The organism is Stenotrophomonas sp. CASM110, from assembly GCF_049384345.1.
Taxonomy (GTDB): Bacteria; Pseudomonadota; Gammaproteobacteria; order Xanthomonadales; family Xanthomonadaceae; genus Stenotrophomonas; species Stenotrophomonas muris.
On record NZ_JBMRGI010000008.1, the window covers coordinates 1 to 25,407 of the forward strand.

The following is a 25,407-nucleotide window of genomic DNA, read 5'->3' on the forward strand; positions in this document are numbered from 1 at the left end:
AGGCGGGGCGCTGTGGGCTTGCGGGGTGTGAGCCGCATGGATGCGGCGACCAAGCCCCCAGGGACGGGTTTACGGCGGCCCCGCAAGCCCACAGCGCCCCGCCTCCCCTCAGGAAGCCAGCTTTTGACGTTGACGTTGCTTCTGCGGGTGCAGGGCGCAGCCCTGCCGAACAACATCCCTCAGTAACGAGGCCGGCCTTCTTCCAGCACCTGGCGCAGGAACGGCACGGTGATCCGCCGCTTCGCCGCCAGCGATTCGCGGTCCAGCCAGTCCAGCAGGGTGATCAATCCACCCAGCTCACGGCCGGTGTGCGACAGCAGCCACTCGATGGCCGCTTCGTCGATGGCCAGGCCGCGTCGCAGTGCACGCTCGCGCAGCACGGCCGCCCGCCCTTCCTCATCCAGCGGCTGCAGCAGTACGCGCACGCACTGACCCAGCCGCGAGCGCAGGTCCGGCAGCACTAGGCCCAGTTCGCTCGGCGCCTTCTGTGCCGTGTACAGCACGGTCACGCCCGCAGCGCGCGCACGGTTGTGGAAATCGAACAGCGCGATCTCATCCTCGCGGTTGCCGGCAACCTCGTCCAGGCCGTCCAGCGCCACCAGTTCGCGCGCTTCCAGCCCATCAAGCGCCGCACGGACACGGCCGGCGGCGCTGGCCAGCGGCACGTACGTCGGCAACCGTCCGGCCTGCTCGGCGCTGGAGCACATCGCCAGCGCCTGGTGGGTCTTGCCGGTTCCCGCCGCACCTTCCAGGTAGACCCAGTCGTGGCTGGCGCCAACCGCGATCGCGCGCAGCTGCGCCAGCGCGCCATCCGGCGCGCCGATGAAGGTCTCCAGGCGCTGGTCCCGCGGGTAATGCAGGGCCAGCGGCAGTTGCGGCACACCCATCACTTCAGGTCGGGGCCCTTGTCGTCCGGAACGATGATATGGGGCGCGTCGACCACGCCATCAAGCACGATCGCCGGCTTCTCGCCCACGTACAGTTCGCTCTGCCGATAGCGCTGGTGGGCATAGCGCAGCAGCACGTTGGTCACCGCCGCTACCGGCAGCGCCAGCAGCATGCCGAGGAAGCCGAACAGCTGGCCGCCGGCCATCACCGCGAAGATCACCGCCACCGGGTGCAGGCCGATCTTGTCGCCGACGATGCGCGGGGTCAGCACGTAGCTTTCCAGCAGCTGGCCCACGGTGAACACCACGCCGACCAGGATCAGCAGCTTCAGGTCGAAGCCCTGCGCCTGCACCAGCGCGGCGATCACCGCCATCAGCACGCCGGTGGTCGCGCCCAGGTACGGGATGAAGCTGATCAGGCCGGCAATCAGGCCGATCAGCAGGCCCAGCTTGAGGCCGACCAGCGACAGGCCACCGGCGTAGATCACGCCCAGCGCCAGCATCACCAGGAACTGGCCACGGATGAACGCACCCAGCACCTCGTTGGATTCACGCGCCAGCGCGCTGATGGTGCCGATCTGGTTGCGCGGAATCACCGAGGCCACCCGCTCGACCAGCTTGTCCCAGTCGCGCAGGAAGTAGAACGCCAGGATCGGCAGCAGCAGGATGTTGACCACCCAGGTCACCATCGCAAAGCCCGAACGCGAGACGTAGCCCATGAACGTGGTGGCGAAGCCGCCGGCCTGCTGCCAATGGCTGCGCACCCATTCGATCAGGCGGTCCGGATCCAGCCACTGCATCACTTCCAGGCCGGTCTTGTGCTCGAACCAGGGGATGCCGGTCTGCATCAGCCACGCCTGCGCCTGCGGCGCGGCCGCGATCAGGGTGGTGATCTGGCGCTCGATCATCGGCACCAGCACCAGCAGCAGTGCCACGATCACCAGCACCATCGCTGCGAACACCAGCACCACGCCGGTCATGCGCGAGCGGCCGGTGGCCTCGATGCGGTCCACCAGGGGGTCACCCAGCCAGGCCAGCGCCAGTGCCAGCACGAACGGGGTCAGGATCGGCGCCAGCAGCCACACCACCCAGCCGATCAGGCCGGCGAACAGGATGTACTTCAGCCGGCGCAGGAACTGCGCGATTTCAGCTTCCGGGCTCAGGATCATCGCAGGCGGTACTCGTTGCTGACCGGCGCGGCCACCGGGGCACCGGTGGTGTCATCGATCGGGGTCGGCAGGGCCGGCAGCGGCGCGCTTGGCACCAGCACGCCGTTGTCGCCAAGCATGCGGTTGAAGCCGGCCAGGCCGGTGGTCATCTCCACGCTCAGCTCCAGTTGGCCGGCCGAGGCGTGCAGCGGGGTGACGTTGCGCACCACCGGCACCTCGCGCAGGCCAGCGGCCAGCCGCAGGTAGTCATCGGCGCTGTTGATGCCGGTCACCACCAGGCGGTAGGTGCCGGCCTGGCCGACGGCAACGCCGGCCTTGGCATAGCGCTTGACCAGCGCATCGGCGGCACCGTCGGCACCGGCGGCCATCGCGCGCATGGCGTTGGCGTCCTTGCTGGTCCACTTGTTCAGTTCGCGGCCGTTGTCGACGAACACCCAGTCCGCCTGCCAGCCACCGTTGGCGCGGTAAAGCTTGCCGATCAGCTGCATCGGCGGCGAGTAGCGCGAGGAGGCACGGGCCACGGCGGCGCTGTCCTGGCGCCAGATGGCACCGGCCAGGGCCTGTTCGGCAGCACCGCCGCTGGGCAGGCCCAGCTTGTAACCCCGCTCGATGGCGCGGTTCAGCAGCGGGCGGGCGGCATTGGCCTGCTGCACGCTGACCAGGCGCGGGCCACTGCCGTCGTCGACGGCCAGCCACAGCACCGGCTTCGGTCGCGGCTGCGGCCACAGCGGCAGGCCCAGCGCCGAGACCAGCGAATCGACGTCATCCTCGCGGAAGCGGGCCACCAGCAGGGTCCGGAAGCTCGGTGCGCCGCTGGCACCCACGCTCTGGTCCTGCTTGTAGTCGTAGCTGGCCACGTAGTCCTTGGCATTGCGCAGCGCCTGCACCACGCCGGGGCGTGACATCACGTTGCGGTCGCCGGACAGCTTGCCCAGCACCACGCTCAGGGCACGGGCCAGGGCACCGTTGCGATCGGCCTCGGCCTGGCTGTTGACGGGCACTTCGGCCTCGTAGGCCCCCGAAGCGGTGGCGACATCTCCCTCGGTGCGCAGGCCGCTCTGGGCCATCGTGGCCACCGGCAGGCTCAGTGCAAGGAGCAGGGTCAGAATCAGGCTGCGGCGCATCAGGACATCCATTGGCTCGACGAATCCGGGGGAATTGTTGCCCGAATACGGCCTTTGCGCCAATGCGGCCTGTTAAAATCGCTCATTCAACCCCTGCCAGCGCCGACGCCCGTGACCAACACCCCGTCTTCCGCCCCTTCCCCCCTCACCTACCGTGACGCGGGTGTCGACATCGACGCCGGCAACGCGCTGGTCGAGCGGATCAAGCCCCTGGTCAAGCGCAGCTTCCGCCCGGAAGTGATGGGCGGCCTGGGCGGCTTCGGCGCCCTGTTCGACCTGTCCAACAAGTACCGCGAGCCGGTGCTGGTGTCGGGTACCGATGGTGTGGGCACCAAGCTGAAGCTGGCCCACCAGCTGAACCGCCACGATACGATCGGCATCGACCTGGTCGCCATGTGCGTGAACGACGTGCTGGTGCAGGGTGCCGAGCCGCTGTTCTTCCTGGACTACTTCGCCACCGGCAAGCTGGACATCGACACCGCCGCAGCGGTCGTGGGCGGCATCGCCAACGGCTGCACCGAGGCCGGCTGCGCGCTGATCGGCGGCGAAACCGCTGAGATGCCCGACATGTATGCCCCGGGCGAGTACGACCTGGCCGGCTTCACGGTCGCCGCGGTCGAGAAGAGCGAGCTGAAGGACGGCGCCAGCGTGGCCGCCGGCGACGTGCTGATCGGCATCGCCTCGTCCGGCCCGCACTCCAACGGCTACTCGCTGGTGCGCCGCATCTACGACCGCGCCGGCCGCCCGGCCGACCTGGAGCTGGAGGGCGGCGTGAAGCTGGTCGACGCGCTGATGGCACCGACCCGCCTGTACGTGAAGCCGATCCTGGCACTGCTGAAGTCGCACGGCGAGGCCATCCACGGCATGGCCCACATCACCGGTGGCGGCCTGACCGAGAACATCATCCGCGTGGTGCCCGACGGCCTCGGCCTGGACATCCGGGCATCGTCCTGGACCCTGCCGCCGGTGTTCCAGTGGCTGCAGAAGGAAGGCGCCGTGGCCGACAGCGAGATGTGGCGCACCTTCAACTGCGGCATCGGCTTCGTGCTGATCGTGGCAGCCGACCAGGTCGCCGCCGTGTCCGAGGCGGTCAAGGCGCAGGGCCTGGACCACTGGACCATCGGCCAGGTGGTCACTGCTGAAGGCGCCGAGCGCGTCCACATCGGCTGAACCCGGCCCCGAGGAGCCCGCATGGACGCAATGCCCCCGCTGCCCCCTACCCCCGTGCCGCCGCCAACGACGGCGGTACCGGCGTTCAGCCCCCAGGACGCCGACCACCTGCGCATGCTGTCAATCGCGCACTACGTGGTCGGCGGCCTGATCGCGCTGTTCTCGCTGATCTTCATCGTCCACATCGTGCTCGGCGTCACCGCGCTCACCGGCAACCTGCCGATGAACTCCGGCGGCCAGCCCTCGTCGCCGGCCGAACAGCGCGTGTTCGGCTGGATGTTCGTCGTGATCGGCTGTGTCATCGTGTTCGGTGGCGTCACCCTGGGCGCGTTCGTGGCCTACGCCGGCCGTTGCCTGGCCCGCCGCCGCCGCTACCTGCTGTGCCTGATCGTGGCCGGGCTGGCCTGTCTGTTCACGCCGATCGGTACCGTGCTGGGAGTACTCAGCCTGATCACGCTGCTGCGTCCGCAGGTCAAGGCCGCGTTCGACACAGCGGGCACGGCGGCATGACGAGCCCGGGCGCACCGCCGCCGCTGCCGCAGCAGACCCTGGCGCACCTTCAGCTGGGCAGCCACCTGCAGACGCTGAAGGTGCTGTTCTACGCGCTGGCGGTTTTCCACTGGATGGCCGCGCTGGCCTTCCTCGGTTTCATCGGCCTGGTTGCCAGCTCGCGCGGGCTGGACGATGGCGCGGTACTGGCCACCGTGTACGGCGTCGTTTCAGCGCTGGCTGCCGCGCTGGGCTTCGTGCAGCTGCACACCGCGCGCCTGCTGTCGCGCCGCACCGGGCTGGCCTGGTGCCAGCGCGCGGCCTGGCTGGCGGTGCTGGCCGGCCCGCTGGGCATGGCCCTGACCGCCTATGCCTGGGTGTTCCTGTCCAAGCCTGACATGGCCGCCCTGTTCGACCGCGGCGACCATCTCCGCGTCTGAACTTGCCGGCAGACGCCCCGCCCTTTCCTGATCGACTTCCCATGTCCGCGCCTGCCCTCCCCACGACCGCTTCGCCCAGCGCCTTCCGTTTCTCGCGCCCCAAGAAGCTGGCCTTCGCTGCCGTGCTGGCGGTATTCGCGGTCAGCTGGATCCAGCCGCTGTGGCCCACCGAGCAGGCGCTGCACAGCACGCTGACCGTGATCGGCCTGGGCGCCCTGCTGTGGGTCGACCGCCGGGGTGGCTGGCTGGGCAACGGTGCCTTCATCGCGATCTGCGGCTTCATCGCGCTGCACTGTGTGGCCGCCCGCTGGCTGTACTCGAACGTTCCCTACGACGCGTGGACGCAGGCGCTGATCGGCTGGTCGCCGAATGCGGCGTTCGGCTGGCAGCGCAATCATTTCGACCGCCTCATCCACTTCCTGTTCGGCGTCTGTTTCACGCCGGCACTGCTGCAGCTGGCACGTCACGCCTGGCCGGCGCTGCGCCGCGGCCAGGCCTTCGCCCTGGCGGTGATGACGGTGATGTGCGCCAGCCTGGTCTACGAGTGGTTCGAATGGGCCATCGCGCTCGCCCTGTCGCCGGACGCCGCCGAGGCCTACAACGGGCAGCAGGGCGACATGTGGGACGCCCATGCCGACATGCTGATGGCCACCGTGGGCAGCCTGCTGACCTGGCCGCTGATCCGCCGGAGTACCCCGCAATGACCGCGCCCACCCGCATTGCCGTGCTTGCCTCCGGCCGCGGCAGCAACCTGCAGGCCATCCTCGATGCCATCGCTGCGGGATGCCTGCGCGCCGAGGTCGTCGGCGTATTTTCCGACCGCCCGGCCGCCGCCGCGCTGCAGCGGGTCAGCGCCAACCTGCGCTGGGCGCATGCGCCGAAGGAATTCCAGGACCGCGCCGCCTACGAGCAGGCACTGGGCGACGCACTGGCCGCGGTCGCACCGGACTGGATCGTCTGCGCCGGCTACATGCGCATACTCGGCGCCGCCTTCGTGCAGCGCTTCAATGGCCGCCTGGTCAACATCCACCCGTCGCTGCTGCCGCTGCACAAGGGGCTGGACACGCATGCGCGGGCACTGGATGCAGGCGATGCCGAGCACGGTGCCAGCGTGCACCTGGTCGTACCCGAGCTGGACGCCGGCGCCGTGCTGGCCCAGGTGCGGGTACCGGTGCTGCCCGGCGATGACGCCGACACGCTGGCCGCGCGTGTGCTGGCGGTGGAGCATCCCCTGCTGATCGCCACGCTGCAGCTGCTGTGCGCCGGCCGCCTGACTGAACGGGAGGGCCAGCCGCAACTGGACGGTCACCCCCTGTTTAGCCCGCTGGCCCTAGATTCCGCCGGGAACCTGAACCGGTAACGCCCACGCACACGCCCCGCTGACTGCGGGGCTGGCATCCTGCCCACCTCCTGCGGCTCCTCTCTTCCATGAAGACCACGACCCTGCTGTCCACTTCGCTGCTGCTGTCGCTTGTCGTGCTCCCCGGCGTGGGTTGGGGCCAGGCGCAGGCGCCTGCCTCGCCGGCTCCGGCGCCGGTGCCAGCGGTGCAACCGCCGGCCGAAGCGGCGGCCCCGGCCCTGCCGGCCTTGGCGTGGGAACCGCCGCCGCTGCAGCCGTTCAGCGCCACCTACCAGGCCTTCTACAAAGGCAAGGAGGCCGGCGACGCCAGCATGCAGGTCACCCATACCGGCGGCAACCAGTGGCGGGTCGACATGCAGGTGGTCGGCCGCCGCGGCTTTGCCAGCGTGCTGGGCCTGAACATCGAGCAGAGCACGGTGTTCGAGGAGCGCGCCGGCGCCTATGCACCGCTGAGCCAGAGCACGGTGCGCAAGGGCCTGTTCCTGGGCAAGAAGGCGGTCGGCACGTACAACTGGCAGGCCGGTACCGCGCAGTGGACCGGCGACGTCGAGAAGAAGCGTGCGCAGCCGATTCCGCTGCAGCCGGGCGACCAGAGCGCCCTGCTGATCAACCTGGCGATCATGCGGGATGCCCGTCCGGGTGCCACCATGCACTACCGCTACGTGGACATGGGCAAGGTCCGCCAGCACGACTACCAGGCCGCGCCGCAGACCGAGAACGTCGAGGTCGGCGACCTGTCCTACAACGCGCTGCGGGTCTACCGGACCAACGGCGGCAACAACGAAACCATCCTCTGGATCGCCAACGGTGTCCCCACCCCGGTGCGCATCCTGCAACGCGAAGACGGCGAAGACCGCGTCGATCTGCGCCTGATCGAATACCAAGGAGTCTGAGCATGAGCACCCTGACCCGCCCCCTCACCTGGATCGCTGCAGCCGCGCTGTCGGTGGCCAGCCTGCCGGCCATGGCCCTGCAGCCGTTCAAGGCCGATTACCTGGCCAGCTACATGGGCATGCAGGCCAATGGCAGCATGACGCTGAGCAGCGAGGGTGCCAACAAGTGGCGCTACACGCTGCAGGTGAAGAACCAGCTGGCCGACCTGAGCCAGAGCACCGTGTTCGAAGAAGTGCGCGGCCAGCTGCGCCCGCTCAGCAGCCAGGACCGTTCGGCGCTGCTGGTGAAGAAGCGCAACGTGCAGGCCAACTACAACTGGACCAGCAACCAGGCCACCTGGACCGGCGACATCAAGCCGGACCGCGCTGGACCTATCGCACTGAAATCCGGTGACATGGACGCGCTGCTGATCAACTTGGCGATCGCCCGTGACCTCGCCGCCGGCAAGCCGCTGACCTATCGCATGGTCGACGAAGGCCGCATCAAGAACATGACCTACCGCGTGATCGGCAAGGAGTCGATCACCGTGGGCGGCAAGAGCTACGAAGCGACCAAGGTCTCGCGTGCCGACGGCAACAAGGAGCTGATCGCCTGGATCGTGCCGGAGTTCCCGGTGCCGGCGCGCATGCTGCAGCGGGAGAACGACCGCGATGCCCTGGACCTGACCATCAAGGCGATGAACTGAGTGCCGGGGTCGGATCCCATTCCCTCGGGGATGGGCTCCGACCCCAGGCCCCGCGAAAAGAAAACGCCCGCTTTCGCGGGCGTTTTTCTTACTTCTTTTCTTCGGCCGCCGCCGGCTTGAACTCGGTACGGCAGTCCACGCGGATCTGCTCGCCGGTGCTGCGCCAGACGAAGGTGCGGCAATGGCGGTTGCCGTCCTGGCTGTCATTCACCGCAACCGCATAGAACGACTCGATGATCTCGTCGCGCGAGACCGTGCCATCGCCATTCCAGTCCATGTCCTTCTGCTCGATGCCCTGGGTGATGGCGATGTTGGCGTACCAGGCGTAGCCCAGCCACGCCAGCACGATCAGCACCAGCGCCAGCAGCGCCTTGCGACGCGGGCTGAACTTGCCGCGCAGGATCATGGCACGCGCCGGATGGTGGCACCGAGCGAAGACAGCTTCTCTTCGATGTTCTCGTAGCCACGGTCAAGGTGGTAGATGCGGTCGATGGTGGTCTCGCCGCTGGCCATCAGGCCGGCCAGGATCAGCGAGGCCGAGGCACGCAGGTCGGTGGCCATCACCGGTGCGCCACTCAGGTGCTCGCTGCCCCGCACGATGGCGGTGTGGCCTTCGACCTGGATGTCCGCGCCCAGGCGCAGCAACTCGTTGACGTGCATGAAACGGTTTTCGAAGATCGTTTCGTTGATCACGCCGACGCCGTCGGCCACGCAGTTGAGCGCCATGAACTGCGCCTGCATGTCGGTCGGGAACGCCGGGTACGGTGCGGTGGTCAGGTTGACCGCCTTCGGCCGCTTGCCCTGCATGTCCAGGGTGATGGTGTCGTCGGTGGTCTCGATCTTCGCACCGGCTTCGACCAGCTTGGACAGCACCGCGTCCATGGTGTTCGGGCGCGCACGGTTGACCGTGACCTTGCCGCCGGTCATCGCCGCAGCCACCAGGAAGGTGCCGGTCTCGATGCGGTCGGGCAGCACTTCATGGCGGCCGCCGGACAGGCGCTCGACGCCTTCGATGACCAGGCGGGCAGTGCCCAGGCCTTCGATCTTCGCGCCCAGCGCGATCAGGCAATGCGCCAGATCGGTCACTTCCGGTTCCATCGCACAGTTGTCGAGGATGGTGGTGCCTTCGGCCAGCACCGCGCCCATCAGCACGTTCTCGGTGCCGGTAACGCTGACCATGTCGAAGGTGAAATGGCCGCCCTTCAGGCGCTTGGCCGTGGCCTTGATGAAGCCGTTCTCGACCACGATCTCGGCGCCCAGCGCCTGCAGGCCCTTGATGTGCTGGTCGACCGGACGCGAGCCGATCGCGCAGCCGCCGGGCAGCGACACTTCCGCCGCGCCGAAGCGGGCCAGCAGCGGGCCCAGCACCAGGATCGAGGCGCGCATGGTCTTGACCAGCTCGTACGGGGCGACATGCTGGTTGACCGGACGCGGGTCGACCACGATCGCACTGCCGCGCGACAGCGTGCCCTGGTCGATGGTGACCTTGGCACCCAGTTCACCCAGCAGCTTCACCGTGGTGACCACATCGTGCAGGTGCGGCACGTTGGTGATCTCCACCGGCGCATCGGCCAGCAGGGTCGCGCAGAGAATGGGGAGGACGGCGTTCTTGGCGCCGGAGATGCTCACTTCACCGTGCAGCGCAGCGCCGCCGGTCACAACGATCTTGGCCATGTATTCGGGATCTTCTGCGGTTCAGCCGGCTTCGGCCGGGGTCACGGTTTTCAGCGCCAGCGCGTGGATCGCGCCGCCCATCAGGTCGCCCAGGGTGGCATAGACCATCCGGTGGCGGGCCAGCGGCATCTTGCCGGCAAAGGCCTCGCAGACCACGGTCGCTTCGAAATGCACGCCATCGTCGCCCTGCACGTCGGCGCGGGCGCCGGGCAGGCCGGTTTCGATCAGGTTGCGGATGGTGTCGGCGTCCAACGGGCTTTCCTAATAAAATGTGCCTCCATTCTACTTCCGCTGCGTGGCGTCCGCATGGCCGAATCCCTGTTGCCCCCCCGTTCCGTCGACCCTGCCGGCCTGGTCGCCAGCGGCCGCCGCGTCTTCGAGATCGAGCGGCAGGCGCTGGATGCCGTGGCCGACCGCCTCGGCGAGGCCTTCCAGCAGGCTTGCCAGGCGATCCTGGCCAGCCGCGGCCGGGTGGTCGCCACCGGCATGGGCAAGTCCGGGCACATCGCCCGCAAGATCGCCGCTACGCTGGCCTCCACCGGCACTCCCGCGTTCTACGTGCATCCGGGCGAAGCCGGCCATGGTGACCTGGGCATGATCACCGAGGCCGACGTGGTGCTGGCCCTGTCCTATTCGGGCGAATCGGACGAAGTGCTGATGCTGCTGCCGGTGCTCAAGCGCCAGGGCAACGTGCTGATTTCCATGACCGGCCGCCCGCAGTCCAGCCTGGCCACCGCCGCCGATATCCACCTGGACGTCAGCGTGCCGGCCGAGGCCTGCCCGCTGGCGCTGGCGCCGACCTCCAGCACCACCGCCTCGCTGGCGATGGGCGATGCGCTGGCCGTGGCCCTGCTCGACGCACGCGGCTTCACCGCCGACGATTTCGCCCGCTCGCACCCGGCCGGCAGCCTCGGCCGCCGCCTGCTGCTGCATATCACCGACGTCATGCACACCGGGGAGGACCTGCCCAGCGTGGGGGCCGACGCCAGCCTCAGCGAGGCGCTGGTCGAAATGAGCCGCAAGCGGCTGGGCATGACCGCCGTGGTCGATGCCGACGGTGTGCTGATCGGCCTGTTCACCGACGGTGACCTGCGCCGGGCGCTGGACAGCGCGCTGGACGTGCGCACCGCGAAGATCGCCGATGTGATGACCCGCAACCCACGTACCATCGGCGCCGACCAGCTGGCGGTGGAGGCTGCCCGGCTGATGGAGACCCACAAGATCACGGGCCTGATCGTGGTTGACGACCAGGGCCGGGCGGTCGGTGCCCTGAACATTCATGACCTGTTGCGGGCCCGGGTGGTTTAACCGACAGTCCGTAGACCCCATTCAGTCTGTACCGTCCCAACCCGAATCCACCGAGCCTGCCACCCTGATGCCCTGGTCCCCCCTGCCCGCCTTCCCCGCCCACCTGCATGCCGCCGCGGCCCGCGTCCGCCTGGCCTGCTTCGACGTGGACGGCACCCTCACCGACGGTCGGCTGTACTACGACAAGGACGGCAACGAGAGCAAGGCGTACTTCGTGCAGGATGGCCTGGGCCTGAAACTGCTGCAGCAGCACGGCATCCACCCCGTGCTGATCACCGCGCGCAACAGCCAGTCCGCGCTCAGGCGCGGCGCCGACCTCGGCATCGATACCCAGATCGCCGTGGGCGACAAGCTGGCCAGCGTGCAGGCGCTGTGTGCGCAGCACGGCATCGGCCTGGAGCAGGTGGCCTTCATGGGCGACGACCTGCCTGACCTGGCACCGCTGGGCGCGGTCGGCCTGGCGGTGGCGCCGGCCAACGCCCACCCGTGGATCGCCGAGCGCGTGCATTGGCAGACCCGCGCCGATGGCGGACGTGGTGCAGCCCGTGAGCTGTGTGACATCCTGCTGGCCGCGCAGGGACATGTGGACGCGGTCCTGGCGAGGTTCGGCGCATGAACCTGCCGAGCCTGAACTGGCGCACCCTGCTCGGCATCGGCCTGCTGCTGGCGGCCCTGCTCAGCAGCTGGGCGGCCCTGCGCAACCGCGACAAGGGTCCGGCCACTGCCGGCCAGGATGTCGGCGTGGACTACGTCCTGCACGACTTCCAGGTCGTCGCCCTGGATGAGCACGGCAAGGAATCGACCACCCTGCGCGCACCGTTGCTGGAGCGCCAGCGTGGCGACCAGACCATCAACATCGCCACGCCGCTGTTCGAGATGCCGGACAAGGATGGCAAGCACTGGACCCTGCGTGCCGAGACGGGCTGGCTCAGCGCCAAGGGCGACCAGATGAAGCTGCGCGGCAATGTCGCCGGCGACAGCCCGGCCGATCCGGGCGTGGTGCCGACCACCTTCCGCACCGACCACCTGGACGTGTTCCCGAAGGAGAACCGTGCCCGCACCGATGCGCTGGTCACCATGACCCGCCCCGGCATTGAACAGTCCGGCGTTGGCTTCGAGGTGGATTCGAAGAACAACACGTATCATTTCCTCAGCCAGTCCAAGGGCCGTTACACGCCCCGACGCTGATTCCGCCGCCCTCCTGCGACGTCCCCGGACAGGCGCAAGGCAGGCAGCCCACCCATCCGCCCCCGGTTTCCCGGGCGGCCCCACCGGTAGAACGGACCCCGATGAAGATTCCCTTTGCAGCCGTACTCGCGCTCGGTCTCCTTGTTCCCAGCGCTGCCTTTGCCAAGTCCACCGACCGCAACGAGAACATGAACATCGACTCCGGCGCGCAGTCGGGCGTGCTCACCGGCGATGGCAAGACCGTGCTCTCGCAGGGCGTGACCGTCACCCAGGGCTCGCTGGACATCCGCTCGTCCGAAGCCGAGATCTACCTGAAGGACGGCGAGGCCGTGCGTGCGGTGTTCACCGGCAAGCAGGCCACGATGAAGCAGCAGCTCGACGATGGCACTTGGATGGACGCGGTGGCTGATCGCATCGACTACGACATCAAGACCGAGATCATCACCCTGACCGGCAACTACAAGGTCACCAGCGCGCGCGGCACCAATGCCGGCCAGCGCATGGTCTACAACACCCGTAGCGGCGAAATGAATTCCGGTGGCGATGGCAGCCGCGTGCGCACCGTCATTCCGCCGAAGAACAAGAACGCGGCGGCACAGCCGGCGGCCACGCCCAAGGCGGCGGCGCCGGCCAGCACGTCGGCCAAGCCGGCCGGGAGCAAGAAGTAATGCTCGTCGCCAAGGGCCTGCGCAAGCGCTACAAGCAGCGCGAAGTCGTGAAGGACTTCGGGCTGACCCTCGACGCCGGTGAAGTGGTGGGCCTGCTCGGCCCCAACGGTGCCGGCAAGACCACCTGCTTCTACATGATCGTCGGCCTGGTCGCCGCCGATGCCGGCAGCATCGTGCTCGACGGCAAGGACATCACCAGCGATCCGATGTACACCCGTGCCAAGCAGGGCGTGGGCTACCTGCCGCAGGAGCCGTCGGTGTTCCGCAAGCTGACGGTGGCCGACAACCTCCGCCTGGTACTGGAGCTTCGCGAAGACCTGGATTCGGCCGGCCGCGAACGCGAATTGAACAGCCTGCTCGACGAATTGCAGCTGGGCCATGTGGCCGACCAGCTCGGCGCCAGCCTGTCCGGTGGCGAACGTCGTCGCTGCGAGATCGCCCGCGCACTGGCCGCGCAGCCGCGCCTGATCCTGCTCGACGAACCGTTTGCCGGTGTCGACCCGATCTCGGTGGGTGAAATCCAGCGCATCGTCACCCATCTCAAGCAGCGTGGCATCGGCGTGCTGATCACCGACCACAACGTGCGCGAGACCTTGGGAATCTGCGACCGCGCGTATATCCTCGCCGAGGGCACCGTGCTGGCCCAGGGCTCGCCGGAGGCGATCCTGGACAACGCCGACGTACGTCGCGTCTACCTTGGGGATTCCTTCAAGCTGTGACCGCAGGCGCCGGGTCCCTTTCCTTCCGTTCGGCACAGGCATGAAGACTCGGCTGCAGACATCGTTGGGACAACAGCTGGTGCTCACGCCCCAGCTGCAGCAGGCGATCAAGCTGCTGCAGATGTCCACGACCGAGCTGGAGCTTGAAATCGCCCAGGCCGTGGAGAGCAATCCGCTGCTGGACTGGGCCGACAGCAACGACAGCAGTGCCGCCAATGAGGCCAGCGACAGCACCGATGCCGACGCGCCCGCCGAACGCACCGACAACGGCGACGACTGGGCGCCGGCCGAACTCGACTGGAGTGCCGCCGGCAGTGGTGGCAGCTTCGACGATGACGATGACACCGGCAGTGCCGCCGAGCGCGTGGCGGAAACCGAAACGCTGGCCGACCACCTGCTGTGGCAGCTGCACCTGTCGCATCTTTCCACGCATGACCGCAGCATCGGCGCTGCACTGATCGATGCGCTGGACGACGATGGTTACCTGCGCGAACCGCTGGCCACCATCGCCGAAACCCTGCTGCCGGCGGTCCATGCCGGTGAGGATGAAATCCTCGCGGTGCTGCATCGCATCCAGCGTTTCGACCCGGTCGGCGTTGCCGCGCGCACGCTCGGCGAGTGCCTGCAGCTGCAGCTGGACGTGTTGCCTGCCGACACGCCGGGGCTGGCGCTGGCGCGACAGATTGCCGCAGGCCCGCTGGAACGGCTGCCGCGCAGTGGCGTCTCCGGGCTGGCGCATGAACTGAAACAGCCGCTGGACGAGGTCGAGACGGCGGTCGCGCTGCTGCGCTCGCTGGACCCGCGTCCGGGCACGCAGATCGCCCCGCTGTCGCAGGACACCTATGTGGTGCCCGACGTGGTGGTGTGGCGGCAGAACGGCATCTGGCGCGCAGCGCTGGCGGCCCATGCCGGGCCGAAGGTGGTGATCCACCGTGGCTACGAACAGCTGATCCGCCGCTGTGGCGAGGCCGACGCCGGCTACCTGCGCGGCCAGCTGCAGGAGGCGCGCTGGCTGCTGAAGGGCCTGCAGCAGCGCGGTGAAACCCTGCTGCGGGTGGTGCGCAGCCTGATCCTGCAACAGGCCGGCTTCCTCGAATTCGGCGAGCAGGCGCTGCGCCCGCTGACCCTGCGCGAGATCGCCGCCGAGCTGGGCCTGCACGAATCCACGGTGTCGCGCGCGATCGCCCGCAAGCACGTGCGCACGCCGCGCGGCACCCTGCCGCTGCGCGCCTTCTTCGCCTCGGGCATCGATACCGAAGGCGGTGGCGAGGCGTCCAGCACGGCCATCCAGGCGATGATCCGCCGCCTGATCGACGACGAGAACCCGCGCAAGCCGCTTTCTGACGCCAAGCTGGCTGACCTGCTCAAATCGTCGGGAATTCCAGTAGCGCGACGCACCGTGGCGAAGTATCGTGAAGCCATGAACATTTCCGCCTCGCACGAAAGGGTCAGAATCGCTTGACGCGCCGCCGCGCCCGGCGGAGAGGTTCATTGGCACATCCGAACACAGGAGAAACCCGATGCGCATCGAAACGTTTGGCAAAGACGTCGAAGTCACCCCGGCCCTGCAGTCCTATGTAGAGGAGAAGCTGGCCCGGATCGGAAAACACTTCGACCAGCACTGCGAAGCGCGGGTGACCCTCAAGCTGCAGAAGACCGAACACCACGTCGACGCCAGCCTCAACATTCCGGGGCAGACCCTGCACGCCGAGGCGGGCGGCCAGACCATGTATGCCGCGATCGACCTGCTTGCGGACAAGCTTGACCGCCTGGTCATCAAGCACAAGGAGAAAAAACAGCAGCACGCACCGCTGCCGGTGGGCGACAATGGTGGCTGATCGCCACCGTTCCCCGCAGACATGCCCCTGACTGACCTCCTGGCGGCCGTGCAGACCCAGCTCTGCACGGCCACCGACCGTGACAGCGTCCTGCAGGCCGCCGCCGGGTTGCTGGCCTGCCGCCAGGCCAACGCCGAACAGATCTATCTGAACCTGTGCCAGCGCGAAGCCCTGGGCAGCACCGCGATCGGCCACGGCATCGCCATCCCCCACGGCCGCGCGCCGACCCTGGACCGCCCCCGTGGCGCCCTGCTGCGACTGGCGACCCCGGTCGATTTCGGCGGCGACGAACCGGTGGACCTGGTGTTCGCGATGGCCGTCCCCGCCCACTACACCCACCAGCACCTGATGCTGCTGTCCGAGCTGGCCGAGCTGTTTTCCGCACCGGACATCCGCCAGGCCCTGCGCGAAGCCGGCGATGCCCGGGCGCTGCGCGAGGCGCTGGACATGACCCCACCTGCGAGTGCCGCATGAATACCAGCATCACCGCCCGTGAACTGTTCGAACAGCAGCGCGAGCGGCTGGGGCTGCGCTGGGCCGCTGGCAAATCCGGTGAGAAACGCGAGCTGGAGGCCGGCAACACGGTCTCGCGGCGTCCGTCGCTGGCCGGCTACCTCAATGCGATCTATCCCAACAAGGTGCAGATCCTGGGCACCGAGGAACTGTCCTGGCTGGACGCGCTGGAACCCCGCCAGCGTTGGGAGACCATCGAGAAGATCATGCAGTCGCATCCGCTGGCGCTGGTGCTGACCCGCAACCAGGCGTGCCCGGAAGACCTGCGCGCGGCCGCCGATGAATCCGGCACACCGCTGTGGCTGTCGCCCAAGCGCGGCCACGAACTGCTCAACCACCTGTCCTACCACCTGGCGCGCACGCTGGCGCCGCGGGTGATCCTGCATGGCGTGTTCATGGAGATCTATTCCATCGGCGTGCTGATCACCGGTGAGGCCGGGTCGGGCAAGAGCGAGCTGGCGCTGGAGCTGCTAAGCCGCGGCCATCGCCTGGTAGCCGACGATGCGCCCGAATTCACCCAGATCGCCCCGGACGTGCTCGACGGCACCTGCCCCGAACTGCTGCAGGACCTGCTGGAAGTGCGCGGCCTGGGCGTGCTGAATGTGCGCGAGATGTTCGGCGACACGGCTGTAAAGAAGAACAAGTACCTTCGGCTGATCGTCCACCTGACCAAGCCGATGACCGAACCCACCCCGCATGGCTACGAGCGCCTGACCGGCGACTCGGGCACCCGCCATGTGCTGGACCTCGACGTTCCGCTGATCACCCTGCCGGTGATGCCCGGCCGCAACCTGGCCGTGCTGACCGAAGCCGCCACCCGCCTGCACATCCTGCGCACCAAGGGCATTGATCCGGCAGCGATGTTCATCGCCCGCCACAGCAATCTGCTGGAACGGCGAACACCCTGATTCCCCTGCCCCTCGGAGAGCCTGTTCATGAGCACCGCCACCCCCTCCGCCCCGACCCTGATCATCGTCAGCGGCCTGTCCGGCTCGGGTAAATCCGTCGCCCTGAAGACCTTCGAGGATCAGGACTACTACTGCTCGGACAACCTGCCGATCCACCTGCTGCCGGACTTCGTGCGCAGCCTGCTGGCCAACCACGATGGTAGCGCGCCGCGCCGGCTGGCGGTGGGCATCGACGTGCGCGGCCAGGCCGACCTGAGCCAGCTGGGCGACTGGCGGCAGCTGGCCACCGACGCCGGCGTGGAAGTGAAGGTGCTGTTCTTCGAGGCCAGCGACGAAACGGTGCTCAAGCGCTATGCCGACACCCGCCGCCGCCATCCGCTGAGCCAGCTGGGCCTGTCATTGCCCGAGGCGATCGCCCGCGAGCGCGAGCTGACCGCGCCATTGCGCCGCGAGGCCGATGCGGTGATCGATACCAGCAACCTCAACGTGCACCAACTGCGGCGGCGGATCATCACCGAGTTCGCGATGGACCATGCCACCGGCCTGTCGCTGCTGTTCGAATCATTCGCCTACAAGCGCGGTGTACCCGCCGAGGCAGACTTCGTGTTCGATGCGCGGGTGCTGCCCAATCCACACTGGGACCCGGACCTGCGTGCGCTCAGCGGCCGCGAACCGGGTGTGCGCGACTACCTGGAAGCGCAACCGGACGTGCAGCGCTACCTGGCCCAGCTGATGGATTTCCTCGATACCTGGCTGCCGAAACTGGGTGATGGCACCCGCAGCTACGTGACCGTGGCGTTCGGCTGCACCGGCGGCAAGCACCGCTCGGTGTTCCTGGCCGAGCGCATGGCCCGGCATGCCCGCGAGATGGGCTGGCAGGACGTGGCGACGTACCACCGCGAACAGGATTGAGGGGGGCCGGCCGGGCTGCGCCCGGCACCCGTCGGTAGTGCCGGCCGCTGGCCGGCAACAGCAACAGCAAAAGCGGCATTCCGTGGGATGGCGGGGCGGTGTGGGTAGGCAGGACACGCCGTGAACCCCCCTCCGGGGTCCGGCCCAGCCGCTGGCGGCTGGGCGTTCGGGCGCTTGCGAAGCAGTGCTTCGCAAGCAAAGCGCCCTCACCCATGGGGGCTCGATGGCGCCAACGGTCCTGCCTACCCACACCGCCCCGCCTCTGACAGATTCCGTGCGCTGTTGGTAGGTGTCGACCTTGGTCGACACGATGGATCCACACCATGCCTGGATGAATCGCTGCCAGGCATCGAAAAACGCATGGGGTCGGATCCCTTTTCCAGGGGAAAAGGGCTCTGACCCCGATAACGCTGAATACGGGACACAGTGCCCCTCATCTGCTGCTATCGCCGATTCACCTTGACCTGTTAACGTGCAGTAATGACCTGTGGCATTCTCCTCGTAACACATCCCGGGGTCGGGACCGCCCTGCTTGACGTGGCGACCCGGCTCCTGCGGCAATTGCCGCTGAAAACCGAAGCTTTCGAAGTACCGTTCGACGCAGACATGGACGCCCTGCTCCCGCTCGCCTCGGCCGCCCTGCGGCGGGTCGACAGTGGTGAGGGCGTGCTGATCCTGACCGACCTGTACGGCGCCAGCCCCGCCAACCTTGCAGGGCAGCTGGCCCGGCTGGGGACCCCGGTTCGCCGGGTGTCGGCACTGAGCCTGCCGATGTTGCTGCGGGTGATGAATTATCCGGAACAGGGACTGGATCAACTGCCCGCCACAGCCGCGGCGGGTACCCGTAATGGAGCGATAGTCGACGATGCTTGAACGAGAACTCACCGTCAGCAACCGCCTGGGCCTGCATGCCCGGGCCACCGCCAAGCTGGTGCAGACCCTGGCGCCGTTCCGCTGCAACGTGACCATGGCCGCCAAGGGCCGTGAGATCAACGCCAAGAGCATCATGGGCGTGATGCTGCTGGCCGCCGGCCAGGGCACTCCGGTCACCGTGCGCATCAACGGCGAAGATGAAGCCGCCGCGATGGAGGCGGTGGTCGGCCTGTTCGAACGCCGCTTCGACGAGGACAGCTGAGCGTGCCACGCGCACGCGCCGGCCAGCTCCCTTCCGGCCAACGGCCGGTACAGCTGTTGGCCGGCCATGGCGCGGCGCGCGGAACGGCGATGGGCCGGGCGCGCGTGCGGCTGCCGCATGCACTGGAAGTGGCCGAGCAACGCGTGGCCGCCCATCAGGTCGAGGCCGAACTGGCCCGCCTGCACCGTGCGCTGGATGCCGCGCGTACGGAAATGCACGAACTGCGTCAGCGCCTGCATGGCGCACTGAACCAGGAAGTGGGCGAGTTCCTCGACCTGCACGCGTTGCTGCTGGACGACCCCGAGCTGCTGTATGGCCTGGACGAACTGATCCGCAGCGGCCCGTACAGTGCCGGCTACGCGCTGCGCCTGCAGCGTGACCGCCTGGCCAAGGTCTTCGATGGCATGGACGATGCCTACCTGAAGAGCCGCATGGACGATCTCGACCATGTGATCGGCCGCATCCACGCCTTCCTGCAACCCGAACGCCCGCCGGTGATGAAGGGCCTGGCCGGCGAGATCCTGGTCTGCGACAACATCGCCCCATCCGAACTGGCGCAGCTGCAGGCGCAGGGCGTGGTCGGCATCGTCACCGCCGCCGGCAGCGCGCTGTCGCACAGCGCGATCCTGGCGCGCAGCCTGCACCTGCCCCTGATCGTCAATGTGCCGCAACTGCTCAGCCGCGTCGCCGACGGCGACGTGCTGATCATCGACGGTGCCGACGGCAGCATCACCGTCAACCCGCTGGCCGACAACCTGCGTGACTACCGCGCACGCCTGAAGGAACACGCGCGCGAGCAGCGCGAGCTTGGCCGCCTGCGCAGCAAGCCCAGCCGTACCCGCGACCAGGTCGACATTGCCCTCCTGGCCAATGCCGAATCGCTGGAGGACGTCACCCAGGCGCATGCGCTGGGCGCGCAGGGGCTGGGCCTGTACCGCACCGAATTCCTGTTCCTGCAGCGCAACGAGCTGCCGGACGAAGAAGAACAGTTCCAGACCTACCGTGATGCCGCACTGGGCATGAGCGGCCGGCCGGTGACCATCCGCACGCTCGACCTGGGTGCGGACAAGGCCGATCGTACCGGTCTGACCCTGAGCAACGAAGAGAACCCGGCACTGGGCCTGCGCGGCGTGCGCCTGTCGCTGGCACGGCCCAAGGTGGCCGACACCCAGCTGCGCGCGATCCTGCGCGCCTCGGCCTACGGCAAGCTGCGCGTGCTGGTGCCGATGGTCAGCACCCGCGAGGAACTGCTGGCGGTGCGCCGGCGCATGCTCAAGCTGAGCGAACAGCTGCGCAGCGAAGGCCATATGGTGTCCGAGCACGTGCCGCTGGGCGCGATGATCGAAGTCCCGGCGGCGGCATTGGCGCTGGAGAGTTTCATCGATCTGGTCGATTTCCTGTCGATCGGCACCAACGACCTGGTGCAGTACCTGCTGGCCGCCGACCGCAACAACGAGGCGCTGGGTGAGTTGTATTCACCGTTGCACCCGGCGGTGCTGCGGCTGTTGCAGATGGTGATCGAGACCGGCGCACGCCACCGCATTCCGGTGGCGGTCTGCGGCGAGATGGCCGGTGATGCGCGGATGACCCCGTTGCTGCTGGCGCTGGGCCTGAGCGAGTTCAGCCTGCATCCCGGTACGTTGCTGGAGGTGCGCCGTGCCATCCGCGAAGCCGATCTGGGTGCGCTGCGCGCCCGTGCCCCGAAGCTGCTGGCCGCGCGCGACCGCCGCGCCATCGAACGCTGGCTGGCGCTGGTGGCCGATACGCCCTGACACCACCCGCTCGCCGGGCATGCACGCCTGGGGTCAGATCCCTTTTCCGCGGGAAAAGGGATCTGGCCCCGTCTCGTTGAAGGCCAAGAGGTTGCCGGCCAGCGGCCGGCACTACCGCCACCCGGCGGCTATGCGCTGAAACATCCCCTTGCGATAATGACGCGCTGAACACCCCTGTTGCCGCATCCTTGCCGGGATCGCGGCTTTTCTTATCCCGCGGGAGCTGCGATGGCTGAAGCTGTACGCCACGACAAGACTGCGCGCCAACTGCGGATGTTGTCCGATGCACTGGACAGCGGCCGGCTGGGCCCGGTACGTCGGCTGGTCAACACCCTGGCCCCGGCCGAGATCGGCAACCTGCTTGAATCGCTGCCGCCGGGCAAGCGCGAGGTGGTGTGGGGCCTGGTTGATCCGGAAGATGACGGCGAGGTGCTGGTCCACGTCGGCGAAGACGTGCGCGAGAGCCTGCTCGCGGACATGGACCCGGACGAGATCATCGCCGCGGTCGAAGACCTGGACATCGACGACCTGGCCGACCTGGTCGAAGACCTGCCCGATACGGTCATCGACGAGGTCCTCAAGTCGATGGACCGCGAGAACCGCGAGCGCCTGGAGCAGGTGCTGTCCTATCCCGAGGACAGCGCCGGCCGCCTGATGAACCCGGACGTGGTGACCGTGCGCGCCGACGTCAATGTCGACGTGGTGCTGCGCTACCTGCGCCTGCGCGGCGAACTGCCGGACCATACCGATCACCTGTTCGTGGTCAGCCGGCGCCATCAGTACCTCGGCCGGGTGTCGCTGGCGGCACTGGTGACCCACGAGGACACCACCCCGATCAACCGCCTGATCGACGACGAGCAGCCGGCCATTGACGTCGGCGAGAGCGACCAGGAGGTCGCCCGCCAGTTCTCCGACCATGACTGGATCTCCGCGCCGGTGGTGGACGACAACAACATCCTGATCGGCCGCATCACCATCGATGACGTGGTCGACATCATCCGTGGCCAGGCCGAGCACCAGGCACTGGGCGCCGCCGGCCTGGACGAGGACGAAGACCTGTTCAGCCCGGTCTGGCGCGCCATGCGCCGACGCTTGATGTGGCTGTCGGTGAACCTGTGCACCGCCTTCCTGGCCTCCAGCGTGGTCGGCCACTTCGAAGGCACCATCGACAAGCTGGTGGCGCTGGCCGTGCTGATGCCGATCGTGGCGGGCCTGGGCGGCAATGCCGGTACCCAGGTGCTGGCGCTGATGGTGCGCGGCCTGGCACTGGGCCAGGTGGGCGCGTCCAACGCACGCACGCTGCTGTGGAAGGAGGTGCGGGTCGCCTTGTTGAACGGCGTGATGCTGGGTTCCGTGCTGGGGCTGATCGTGCTGGCCTGGTTCCACTCGCCCGGGCTGTCGGCAGTGATCGCCATCGCGCTGACCTGCAACCTGCTGTTCGCCGCACTGGCCGGCGTGCTGGTGCCACTGACCCTGAAACGCTTCGGCTTCGACCCGGCGCTGGCCAGCGGCATCTTCCTGACCGCCGTGACCGACTCGATGGGCTTCTTCACCTTCCTCGGCCTGGCCACGCTGGTGCTGCTGCACTGAACCCTGCAGGGTCCGATCCCCGCCGCGCGGAGTTCCGACCCACGCCAAAACCCAGGGTCGGATCTCCCGCTGCGCGGGGCTCTGACCCGTTTCCAACTGGACACCCATGGCCACCACGATCGAAAACTATTTCCAGCCCGGCTGGCGCGACCAGCAGCACACCTGCCCGGCCTGCGAATGGAAGGGCAGCTCGCGTGCCATGGAGATGGAGCTGGACGAGGACGCCACCGAGTACGCCTGCCCGGTCTGCGAGAACCCGCTGCTGGTGGTGCTGCATCCGGACATCGCGCAGGTGCAGGCGGCCGCCGCCGAGGGCAATGCCGAAGCGCAGGAGCAGCTGGACATCATTGCCAGTTTCCCGCGACCGGAGTGACGCGCCGCACGATGCCGCGTTGACCTGCGGCGGGCTAGGATGCAGCTGACCCTGCCGCCCCGGGAAATCCCATGGTCCGATCGATGTCGCGCTGGCTGCCGCTGCTGGCCTTTCTGATGATGAGCGGTTGCACTTCGCTGCCGGACAGCGCGCGCGGCCGCTTCGAGGGCCGCGCAGTGAAGGTGGACGGCGAGACCGCCTACTACCAGGTGTTCATTCCGGCCGGCGTTCAGGCCACCGCTCCCACCAGACTCCCGGTCATCCTGTTCCTGCACGGCTCCGGCGAGCGTGGCGGCGACGGTGTCAAGCAGACCCATGCGGGGCTGGGGCCGCACCTGCGCAGGCACGCGGCCGACTTCCCCGCATTGGCCGTATTCCCCCAGGTGCCGGGCCACCAGGAATGGAGCGGGCGCAACAACCGCGTTGCGCTGGCCGCCCTGGACGCCACCATCGCCGAGTTCGGTGCCGATCGCTCACGGCAGTACCTGACCGGGATGTCGATGGGCGGCTATGGGAGCTGGAACATCGCGCTGGATGACCCCGGGCGCTTCGCCGCGATCGTGCCCGTGTGCGGCGCGGTGCTGGCGCCACGCGCGGTGCGCCCGACCCTGTTCGTCGAGCAGGTCGCCCAGGAAACCGATCCGTATGCGGCCATCGCCCAGCGCCTGAGAGGCACGCCGATCTGGATCTTCCACGGTGCGCTGGATGATGTAGTGCCACCGGACGACGATCGCAGACTGCACGCCGCATTCCGGAGCGCCGCTGCACGCGACGTGCGCTACACCGAGTACCCGGAAGGCAACCACAACGCCTGGGACGCCACCTATGCCGACCCGGCGATGTGGGCATGGCTGTTCGCGCAGAAGCGCTGAGCCGCAGCTTCAGTAGTTGCCAACCTTGGTTGGCATTGACTGCCCTGGTAGTTGCCAACCTTGGTTGGCACTGACTGCTCTGGTAGTTGCCAACCTTGGTTGGCACTGGCCTACCTGAAACCAACCCATTCCCCGATGTTCACTGGAAGCAGGCCCGTCCATGCTTGCTCCATGCAGAACACACGTCTCCTGCTCGGTCGTCGCTCCAGCATCGGCCTCAGCTATATCCTCACCGCCGTCGTCCATGACCGCGCGCCGCTCTTCACCAACGCCGCAGCGGCCGCCTTGGCAGTCCGCGAATTCCAGCGACTGGATCAGGAAGGCTTCACCCGCTCGATTGCGTACGTGGTCATGCCCGACCACATCCACTGGCTGGTCGAACTACGTGCGGGAACGCTGGAAACCGTCATGAAGCGTTTCAAGTCGCGCACAGCCCAGCAGGCAAACCGGTTGCTGGGGCGAGTCGGGCGCTTCTGGCAGGCCTGCTATCACGATCATGCGATCCGCTCTGACGAATCGTTGCACCGGCGTGCGATGTACCTGATGGGAAATCCGATCAGGGCCGGACTGGCGACGCGGCTTGGGCAATATCCCCATGCATGGTGCGAATGGGAGCTTGGGGCTTCGTGTGATCCGCTCGACAACTTGGGCGCGGATGGATAGTGCCAACCAAGGTTGGCATCTACCAGAGCGGTGCGCGGACAAGCCGCGCGGCAAGTGTGTCAACCAAGGTTGACACCTACCAGAGCGGGTGGTCAGCCCAGCAGGGTTTCCAGCACGGCCATGCGCACGGCGACGCCGTTGGCGACCTGGCGCAGCACCCACGACTGCGGGCCGTCGGCCACGTCGTCGGTCACTTCCACGCCGCGGTTGATCGGGCCCGGGTGCAGCACCGCGGCATCCTTGCCGGCGCGCGCCAGGCGCTCGCGGGTCAGGCCGTACTGGGCGTGGTACTGCTCCAGCGACGGCACCAGGCCTTCTTCCATTCGCTCGCGCTGCAGGCGCAGCATCATCAGCGCGTCGACGCCTTCCAGCATCGCGTCGAAATCATCGCCGACCACGCAGCCCTTCAGGGTCTCATCGTCCGGCAGCAGCGACTGCGGGCCGCACACGCGGATCTCACCCACGCCCAGCGTGCGCAGCGCATGCAGGTCGGTGCGGGCCACGCGCGAGTGCTTCACGTCGCCGACGATCACCACTTTCATCTTCGAGAAATCCGGGCCCTTGGCCTGGCGCAGGGTCAGCATGTCCAGCAGGCCCTGGGTCGGGTGCGCGCTGCGGCCGTCACCGGCGTTGATCAGTGCGGTGCCCTCGCCCGCCGCTTCTGCCAGTGCGGCTACCGCGCCATCCTCCGGGTGGCGCACCACGAAGCCGCGCACGCCCATCGCTTCCAGGTTGCGCAGCGTATCGCAGGCGGTTTCGCCCTTGCGGGTGGACGAGGTCGAGGCATCGAAGTTGAGCACATCGGCGCCCAGGCGCTGCGCGGCCAGCTGGAATGAGCTGCGGGTGCGCGTGGACGGCTCGAAGAACAGCGTGCACACCGCCGAACCGGCCAGCACGTGGCGCTTGTTGCCGACGCGGCCGACTGCGGCATCGCGGATCTGACCTGCCCGGTCAAGCAGCTGCAGCAGGGTCCCGCGCGGCAGGCCCTCCAGGGTCAGCAGGTGGCGCAGGCGTCCGGAGGCATCGATTTGCTGGGCGGTCATGGCGGTGTCGGGC

General features: G+C 68.0%; 31 protein-coding genes. 24 read left to right on the forward strand and 7 right to left on the reverse strand.

Annotated elements, in window-relative coordinates; translation table 11 throughout:
* Positions 1-179: 179 nt before the first annotated feature.
* The 3 genes from hda to VG561_RS08370 are packed head-to-tail and all read right to left on the reverse strand — an operon-like array spanning position 180 to position 3,192.
* Positions 180-887, reverse strand: a complete 708-nt coding sequence (gene hda / locus VG561_RS08360) for a DnaA regulatory inactivator Hda (protein ID WP_262093212.1) — start codon at positions 885-887, stop codon at positions 180-182.
* Positions 887-2,056 (reverse strand): AI-2E family transporter, encoded by a 1,170-nt coding sequence (locus VG561_RS08365; RefSeq protein WP_014646246.1) that lies wholly within the window; start codon positions 2,054-2,056, stop codon positions 887-889. The genes hda and VG561_RS08365 overlap by 1 nt, the downstream gene beginning before the upstream one ends.
* Positions 2,053-3,192, reverse strand: a complete 1,140-nt coding sequence (locus tag VG561_RS08370; RefSeq protein WP_032957235.1) for a DUF2066 domain-containing protein — start codon at positions 3,190-3,192, stop codon at positions 2,053-2,055. Before VG561_RS08370 ends, VG561_RS08365 begins: the two co-directional genes overlap by 4 nt.
* 99 nt (positions 3,193-3,291) lie before the next feature.
* On the opposite strand from VG561_RS08370, the gene purM reads away from it, so the two are divergent.
* The 7 genes from purM (at position 3,292) to VG561_RS08405 (ending at position 8,218) form a co-directional block, all read left to right on the forward strand.
* The gene (purM, locus tag VG561_RS08375) at positions 3,292-4,350 is read left to right on the forward strand and encodes a phosphoribosylformylglycinamidine cyclo-ligase (RefSeq protein WP_134808578.1); all 1,059 of its coding nucleotides are present in this window, start codon (positions 3,292-3,294) and stop codon (positions 4,348-4,350) included.
* Between the two features lie 21 nt (positions 4,351-4,371).
* Positions 4,372-4,860 (forward strand): hypothetical protein, encoded by a 489-nt coding sequence (locus VG561_RS08380; protein ID WP_032957615.1) that lies wholly within the window; start codon positions 4,372-4,374, stop codon positions 4,858-4,860.
* A complete protein-coding gene (locus VG561_RS08385) occupies positions 4,857-5,279 on the forward strand; it encodes a hypothetical protein (RefSeq protein WP_014646242.1) in 423 nt (140 codons plus the stop codon). Before VG561_RS08380 ends, VG561_RS08385 begins: the two co-directional genes overlap by 4 nt.
* A 41-nt stretch (positions 5,280-5,320) precedes the next feature.
* Positions 5,321-5,983: a DUF2238 domain-containing protein gene (locus VG561_RS08390; RefSeq protein WP_014646241.1), complete on the forward strand. Its 663-nt coding sequence runs from the start codon at positions 5,321-5,323 to the stop codon at positions 5,981-5,983.
* Positions 5,980-6,639, forward strand: a complete 660-nt coding sequence (gene purN, locus VG561_RS08395) for a phosphoribosylglycinamide formyltransferase (RefSeq protein ID WP_262093210.1) — start codon at positions 5,980-5,982, stop codon at positions 6,637-6,639. Before VG561_RS08390 ends, purN begins: the two co-directional genes overlap by 4 nt.
* Positions 6,640-6,707: 68 nt before the next feature.
* Positions 6,708-7,532 (forward strand): DUF3108 domain-containing protein, encoded by an 825-nt coding sequence (locus VG561_RS08400; protein WP_046429311.1) that lies wholly within the window; start codon positions 6,708-6,710, stop codon positions 7,530-7,532.
* Between the two features lie 2 nt (positions 7,533-7,534).
* On the forward strand, positions 7,535-8,218 hold the full coding sequence (locus VG561_RS08405; protein ID WP_014036249.1) for a DUF3108 domain-containing protein: 684 nt from the start codon (positions 7,535-7,537) through the stop codon (positions 8,216-8,218).
* A gap of 88 nt (positions 8,219-8,306) precedes the next feature.
* On the opposite strand, the gene VG561_RS08410 is transcribed toward VG561_RS08405, so the two are convergent.
* Genes VG561_RS08410 through VG561_RS08420 form a run of 3 tightly spaced genes read right to left on the reverse strand, consistent with a single transcriptional unit; the run spans position 8,307 to position 10,144 of the window.
* The gene (locus tag VG561_RS08410) at positions 8,307-8,624 is read right to left on the reverse strand and encodes a hypothetical protein (RefSeq protein ID WP_032957609.1); all 318 of its coding nucleotides are present in this window, start codon (positions 8,622-8,624) and stop codon (positions 8,307-8,309) included.
* A complete protein-coding gene (gene murA, locus VG561_RS08415) occupies positions 8,621-9,892 on the reverse strand; it encodes a UDP-N-acetylglucosamine 1-carboxyvinyltransferase (RefSeq protein WP_014646237.1) in 1,272 nt (423 codons plus the stop codon). Before murA ends, VG561_RS08410 begins: the two co-directional genes overlap by 4 nt.
* Positions 9,893-9,913: 21 nt before the next feature.
* Positions 9,914-10,144 carry a BolA family protein gene (locus VG561_RS08420; protein WP_005408396.1) on the reverse strand — a complete coding sequence of 77 codons (231 nt, stop codon included), beginning with the start codon at positions 10,142-10,144 and terminating at the stop codon, positions 9,914-9,916.
* 54 nt (positions 10,145-10,198) lie between these two features.
* On the opposite strand from VG561_RS08420, the gene VG561_RS08425 reads away from it, so the two are divergent.
* From VG561_RS08425 to VG561_RS08505, 17 genes are all read left to right on the forward strand, one after another.
* Positions 10,199-11,200 carry a KpsF/GutQ family sugar-phosphate isomerase gene (locus VG561_RS08425; RefSeq protein ID WP_014646236.1) on the forward strand — a complete coding sequence of 334 codons (1,002 nt, stop codon included), beginning with the start codon at positions 10,199-10,201 and terminating at the stop codon, positions 11,198-11,200.
* Positions 11,201-11,267: 67 nt separating this feature from the next.
* Positions 11,268-11,816 carry a KdsC family phosphatase gene (locus VG561_RS08430; protein WP_014036245.1) on the forward strand — a complete coding sequence of 183 codons (549 nt, stop codon included), beginning with the start codon at positions 11,268-11,270 and terminating at the stop codon, positions 11,814-11,816.
* Positions 11,813-12,388: an LPS export ABC transporter periplasmic protein LptC gene (gene lptC / locus VG561_RS08435; protein WP_262093209.1), complete on the forward strand. Its 576-nt coding sequence runs from the start codon at positions 11,813-11,815 to the stop codon at positions 12,386-12,388. Before VG561_RS08430 ends, lptC begins: the two co-directional genes overlap by 4 nt.
* 101 nt (positions 12,389-12,489) lie before the next feature.
* A complete protein-coding gene (lptA, locus tag VG561_RS08440) occupies positions 12,490-13,056 on the forward strand; it encodes a lipopolysaccharide transport periplasmic protein LptA (RefSeq protein WP_032959333.1) in 567 nt (188 codons plus the stop codon).
* Positions 13,056-13,775, forward strand: a complete 720-nt coding sequence (gene lptB / locus VG561_RS08445) for an LPS export ABC transporter ATP-binding protein (RefSeq protein WP_005415558.1) — start codon at positions 13,056-13,058, stop codon at positions 13,773-13,775. The genes lptA and lptB overlap by 1 nt, the downstream gene beginning before the upstream one ends.
* A 40-nt stretch (positions 13,776-13,815) precedes the next feature.
* Positions 13,816-15,237 carry an RNA polymerase factor sigma-54 gene (locus VG561_RS08450; protein WP_014646233.1) on the forward strand — a complete coding sequence of 474 codons (1,422 nt, stop codon included), beginning with the start codon at positions 13,816-13,818 and terminating at the stop codon, positions 15,235-15,237.
* A 58-nt stretch (positions 15,238-15,295) separates the two neighbouring features.
* On the forward strand, positions 15,296-15,613 hold the full coding sequence (hpf, locus tag VG561_RS08455; protein WP_005415556.1) for a ribosome hibernation-promoting factor, HPF/YfiA family: 318 nt from the start codon (positions 15,296-15,298) through the stop codon (positions 15,611-15,613).
* Positions 15,614-15,634: 21 nt separating this feature from the next.
* The gene (locus VG561_RS08460) at positions 15,635-16,087 is read left to right on the forward strand and encodes a PTS sugar transporter subunit IIA (RefSeq protein WP_032130191.1); all 453 of its coding nucleotides are present in this window, start codon (positions 15,635-15,637) and stop codon (positions 16,085-16,087) included.
* A complete protein-coding gene (hprK, locus tag VG561_RS08465) occupies positions 16,084-17,034 on the forward strand; it encodes an HPr(Ser) kinase/phosphatase (protein ID WP_005408388.1) in 951 nt (316 codons plus the stop codon). The genes VG561_RS08460 and hprK overlap by 4 nt, the downstream gene beginning before the upstream one ends.
* A gap of 27 nt (positions 17,035-17,061) precedes the next feature.
* Positions 17,062-17,946, forward strand: a complete 885-nt coding sequence (rapZ, locus tag VG561_RS08470; protein ID WP_014646231.1) for an RNase adapter RapZ — start codon at positions 17,062-17,064, stop codon at positions 17,944-17,946.
* Positions 17,947-18,426: 480 nt separating this feature from the next.
* Positions 18,427-18,819 carry a PTS sugar transporter subunit IIA gene (locus VG561_RS08475; RefSeq protein ID WP_032958481.1) on the forward strand — a complete coding sequence of 131 codons (393 nt, stop codon included), beginning with the start codon at positions 18,427-18,429 and terminating at the stop codon, positions 18,817-18,819.
* Positions 18,812-19,081 (forward strand): HPr family phosphocarrier protein, encoded by a 270-nt coding sequence (locus VG561_RS08480; protein ID WP_005408385.1) that lies wholly within the window; start codon positions 18,812-18,814, stop codon positions 19,079-19,081. Before VG561_RS08475 ends, VG561_RS08480 begins: the two co-directional genes overlap by 8 nt.
* A 2-nt stretch (positions 19,082-19,083) precedes the next feature.
* Positions 19,084-20,853, forward strand: a complete 1,770-nt coding sequence (gene ptsP / locus VG561_RS08485; RefSeq protein WP_032958484.1) for a phosphoenolpyruvate--protein phosphotransferase — start codon at positions 19,084-19,086, stop codon at positions 20,851-20,853.
* Positions 20,854-21,081: 228 nt separating this feature from the next.
* Positions 21,082-22,443 carry a magnesium transporter gene (gene mgtE / locus VG561_RS08490; protein WP_008266103.1) on the forward strand — a complete coding sequence of 454 codons (1,362 nt, stop codon included), beginning with the start codon at positions 21,082-21,084 and terminating at the stop codon, positions 22,441-22,443.
* A 106-nt stretch (positions 22,444-22,549) separates the two neighbouring features.
* On the forward strand, positions 22,550-22,816 hold the full coding sequence (locus VG561_RS08495; RefSeq protein ID WP_032958486.1) for a hypothetical protein: 267 nt from the start codon (positions 22,550-22,552) through the stop codon (positions 22,814-22,816).
* Between the two features lie 71 nt (positions 22,817-22,887).
* Positions 22,888-23,688, forward strand: a complete 801-nt coding sequence (locus tag VG561_RS08500) for a prolyl oligopeptidase family serine peptidase (RefSeq protein WP_080469254.1) — start codon at positions 22,888-22,890, stop codon at positions 23,686-23,688.
* Between the two features lie 171 nt (positions 23,689-23,859).
* The gene (locus VG561_RS08505; protein ID WP_014646227.1) at positions 23,860-24,351 is read left to right on the forward strand and encodes an REP-associated tyrosine transposase; all 492 of its coding nucleotides are present in this window, start codon (positions 23,860-23,862) and stop codon (positions 24,349-24,351) included.
* A 92-nt stretch (positions 24,352-24,443) separates the two neighbouring features.
* Here VG561_RS08505 and VG561_RS08510 read toward each other — a convergent pair whose 3' ends face one another.
* On the reverse strand, positions 24,444-25,394 hold the full coding sequence (locus VG561_RS08510) for an aspartate carbamoyltransferase catalytic subunit (RefSeq protein WP_014646226.1): 951 nt from the start codon (positions 25,392-25,394) through the stop codon (positions 24,444-24,446).
* Positions 25,395-25,407: the final 13 nt, after the last annotated feature.

Excerpts from the sequence above, each read along its gene's own strand:
- VG561_RS08370 (WP_032957235.1), bottom strand. The coding sequence starts at position 3,192 with ATGGATGTCCTGATGCGCCGCAGCCTGATTCTGACCCTGCTCCTTGCA.
- hda (WP_262093212.1), bottom strand. The coding sequence starts at position 887 with ATGGGTGTGCCGCAACTGCCGCTGGCCCTGCATTACCCGCGGGACCAG.
- mgtE (WP_008266103.1), top strand. The coding sequence starts at position 21,082 with ATGGCTGAAGCTGTACGCCACGACAAGACTGCGCGCCAACTGCGGATG.
- VG561_RS08480 (WP_005408385.1), top strand. The coding sequence starts at position 18,812 with ATGCTTGAACGAGAACTCACCGTCAGCAACCGCCTGGGCCTGCATGCC.
- VG561_RS08390 (WP_014646241.1), top strand. The coding sequence starts at position 5,321 with ATGTCCGCGCCTGCCCTCCCCACGACCGCTTCGCCCAGCGCCTTCCGT.
- VG561_RS08430 (WP_014036245.1), top strand. The coding sequence starts at position 11,268 with ATGCCCTGGTCCCCCCTGCCCGCCTTCCCCGCCCACCTGCATGCCGCC.
- VG561_RS08450 (WP_014646233.1), top strand. The coding sequence starts at position 13,816 with ATGAAGACTCGGCTGCAGACATCGTTGGGACAACAGCTGGTGCTCACG.
- VG561_RS08500 (WP_080469254.1), top strand. The coding sequence starts at position 22,888 with ATGGTCCGATCGATGTCGCGCTGGCTGCCGCTGCTGGCCTTTCTGATG.
- VG561_RS08380 (WP_032957615.1), top strand. The coding sequence starts at position 4,372 with ATGGACGCAATGCCCCCGCTGCCCCCTACCCCCGTGCCGCCGCCAACG.
- lptC (WP_262093209.1), top strand. The coding sequence starts at position 11,813 with ATGAACCTGCCGAGCCTGAACTGGCGCACCCTGCTCGGCATCGGCCTG.
- VG561_RS08405 (WP_014036249.1), top strand. The coding sequence starts at position 7,535 with ATGAGCACCCTGACCCGCCCCCTCACCTGGATCGCTGCAGCCGCGCTG.
- lptB (WP_005415558.1), top strand. The coding sequence starts at position 13,056 with ATGCTCGTCGCCAAGGGCCTGCGCAAGCGCTACAAGCAGCGCGAAGTC.
- VG561_RS08400 (WP_046429311.1), top strand. The coding sequence starts at position 6,708 with ATGAAGACCACGACCCTGCTGTCCACTTCGCTGCTGCTGTCGCTTGTC.
- VG561_RS08505 (WP_014646227.1), top strand. The coding sequence starts at position 23,860 with ATGCAGAACACACGTCTCCTGCTCGGTCGTCGCTCCAGCATCGGCCTC.
- VG561_RS08475 (WP_032958481.1), top strand. The coding sequence starts at position 18,427 with ATGACCTGTGGCATTCTCCTCGTAACACATCCCGGGGTCGGGACCGCC.
- VG561_RS08365 (WP_014646246.1), bottom strand. The coding sequence starts at position 2,056 with ATGATCCTGAGCCCGGAAGCTGAAATCGCGCAGTTCCTGCGCCGGCTG.
- purN (WP_262093210.1), top strand. The coding sequence starts at position 5,980 with ATGACCGCGCCCACCCGCATTGCCGTGCTTGCCTCCGGCCGCGGCAGC.
- VG561_RS08385 (WP_014646242.1), top strand. The coding sequence starts at position 4,857 with ATGACGAGCCCGGGCGCACCGCCGCCGCTGCCGCAGCAGACCCTGGCG.
- lptA (WP_032959333.1), top strand. The coding sequence starts at position 12,490 with ATGAAGATTCCCTTTGCAGCCGTACTCGCGCTCGGTCTCCTTGTTCCC.
- VG561_RS08460 (WP_032130191.1), top strand. The coding sequence starts at position 15,635 with ATGCCCCTGACTGACCTCCTGGCGGCCGTGCAGACCCAGCTCTGCACG.
- murA (WP_014646237.1), bottom strand. The coding sequence starts at position 9,892 with ATGGCCAAGATCGTTGTGACCGGCGGCGCTGCGCTGCACGGTGAAGTG.
- VG561_RS08410 (WP_032957609.1), bottom strand. The coding sequence starts at position 8,624 with ATGATCCTGCGCGGCAAGTTCAGCCCGCGTCGCAAGGCGCTGCTGGCG.
- hprK (WP_005408388.1), top strand. The coding sequence starts at position 16,084 with ATGAATACCAGCATCACCGCCCGTGAACTGTTCGAACAGCAGCGCGAG.
- hpf (WP_005415556.1), top strand. The coding sequence starts at position 15,296 with ATGCGCATCGAAACGTTTGGCAAAGACGTCGAAGTCACCCCGGCCCTG.
- VG561_RS08425 (WP_014646236.1), top strand. The coding sequence starts at position 10,199 with ATGGCCGAATCCCTGTTGCCCCCCCGTTCCGTCGACCCTGCCGGCCTG.
- rapZ (WP_014646231.1), top strand. The coding sequence starts at position 17,062 with ATGAGCACCGCCACCCCCTCCGCCCCGACCCTGATCATCGTCAGCGGC.
- VG561_RS08510 (WP_014646226.1), bottom strand. The coding sequence starts at position 25,394 with ATGACCGCCCAGCAAATCGATGCCTCCGGACGCCTGCGCCACCTGCTG.
- VG561_RS08495 (WP_032958486.1), top strand. The coding sequence starts at position 22,550 with ATGGCCACCACGATCGAAAACTATTTCCAGCCCGGCTGGCGCGACCAG.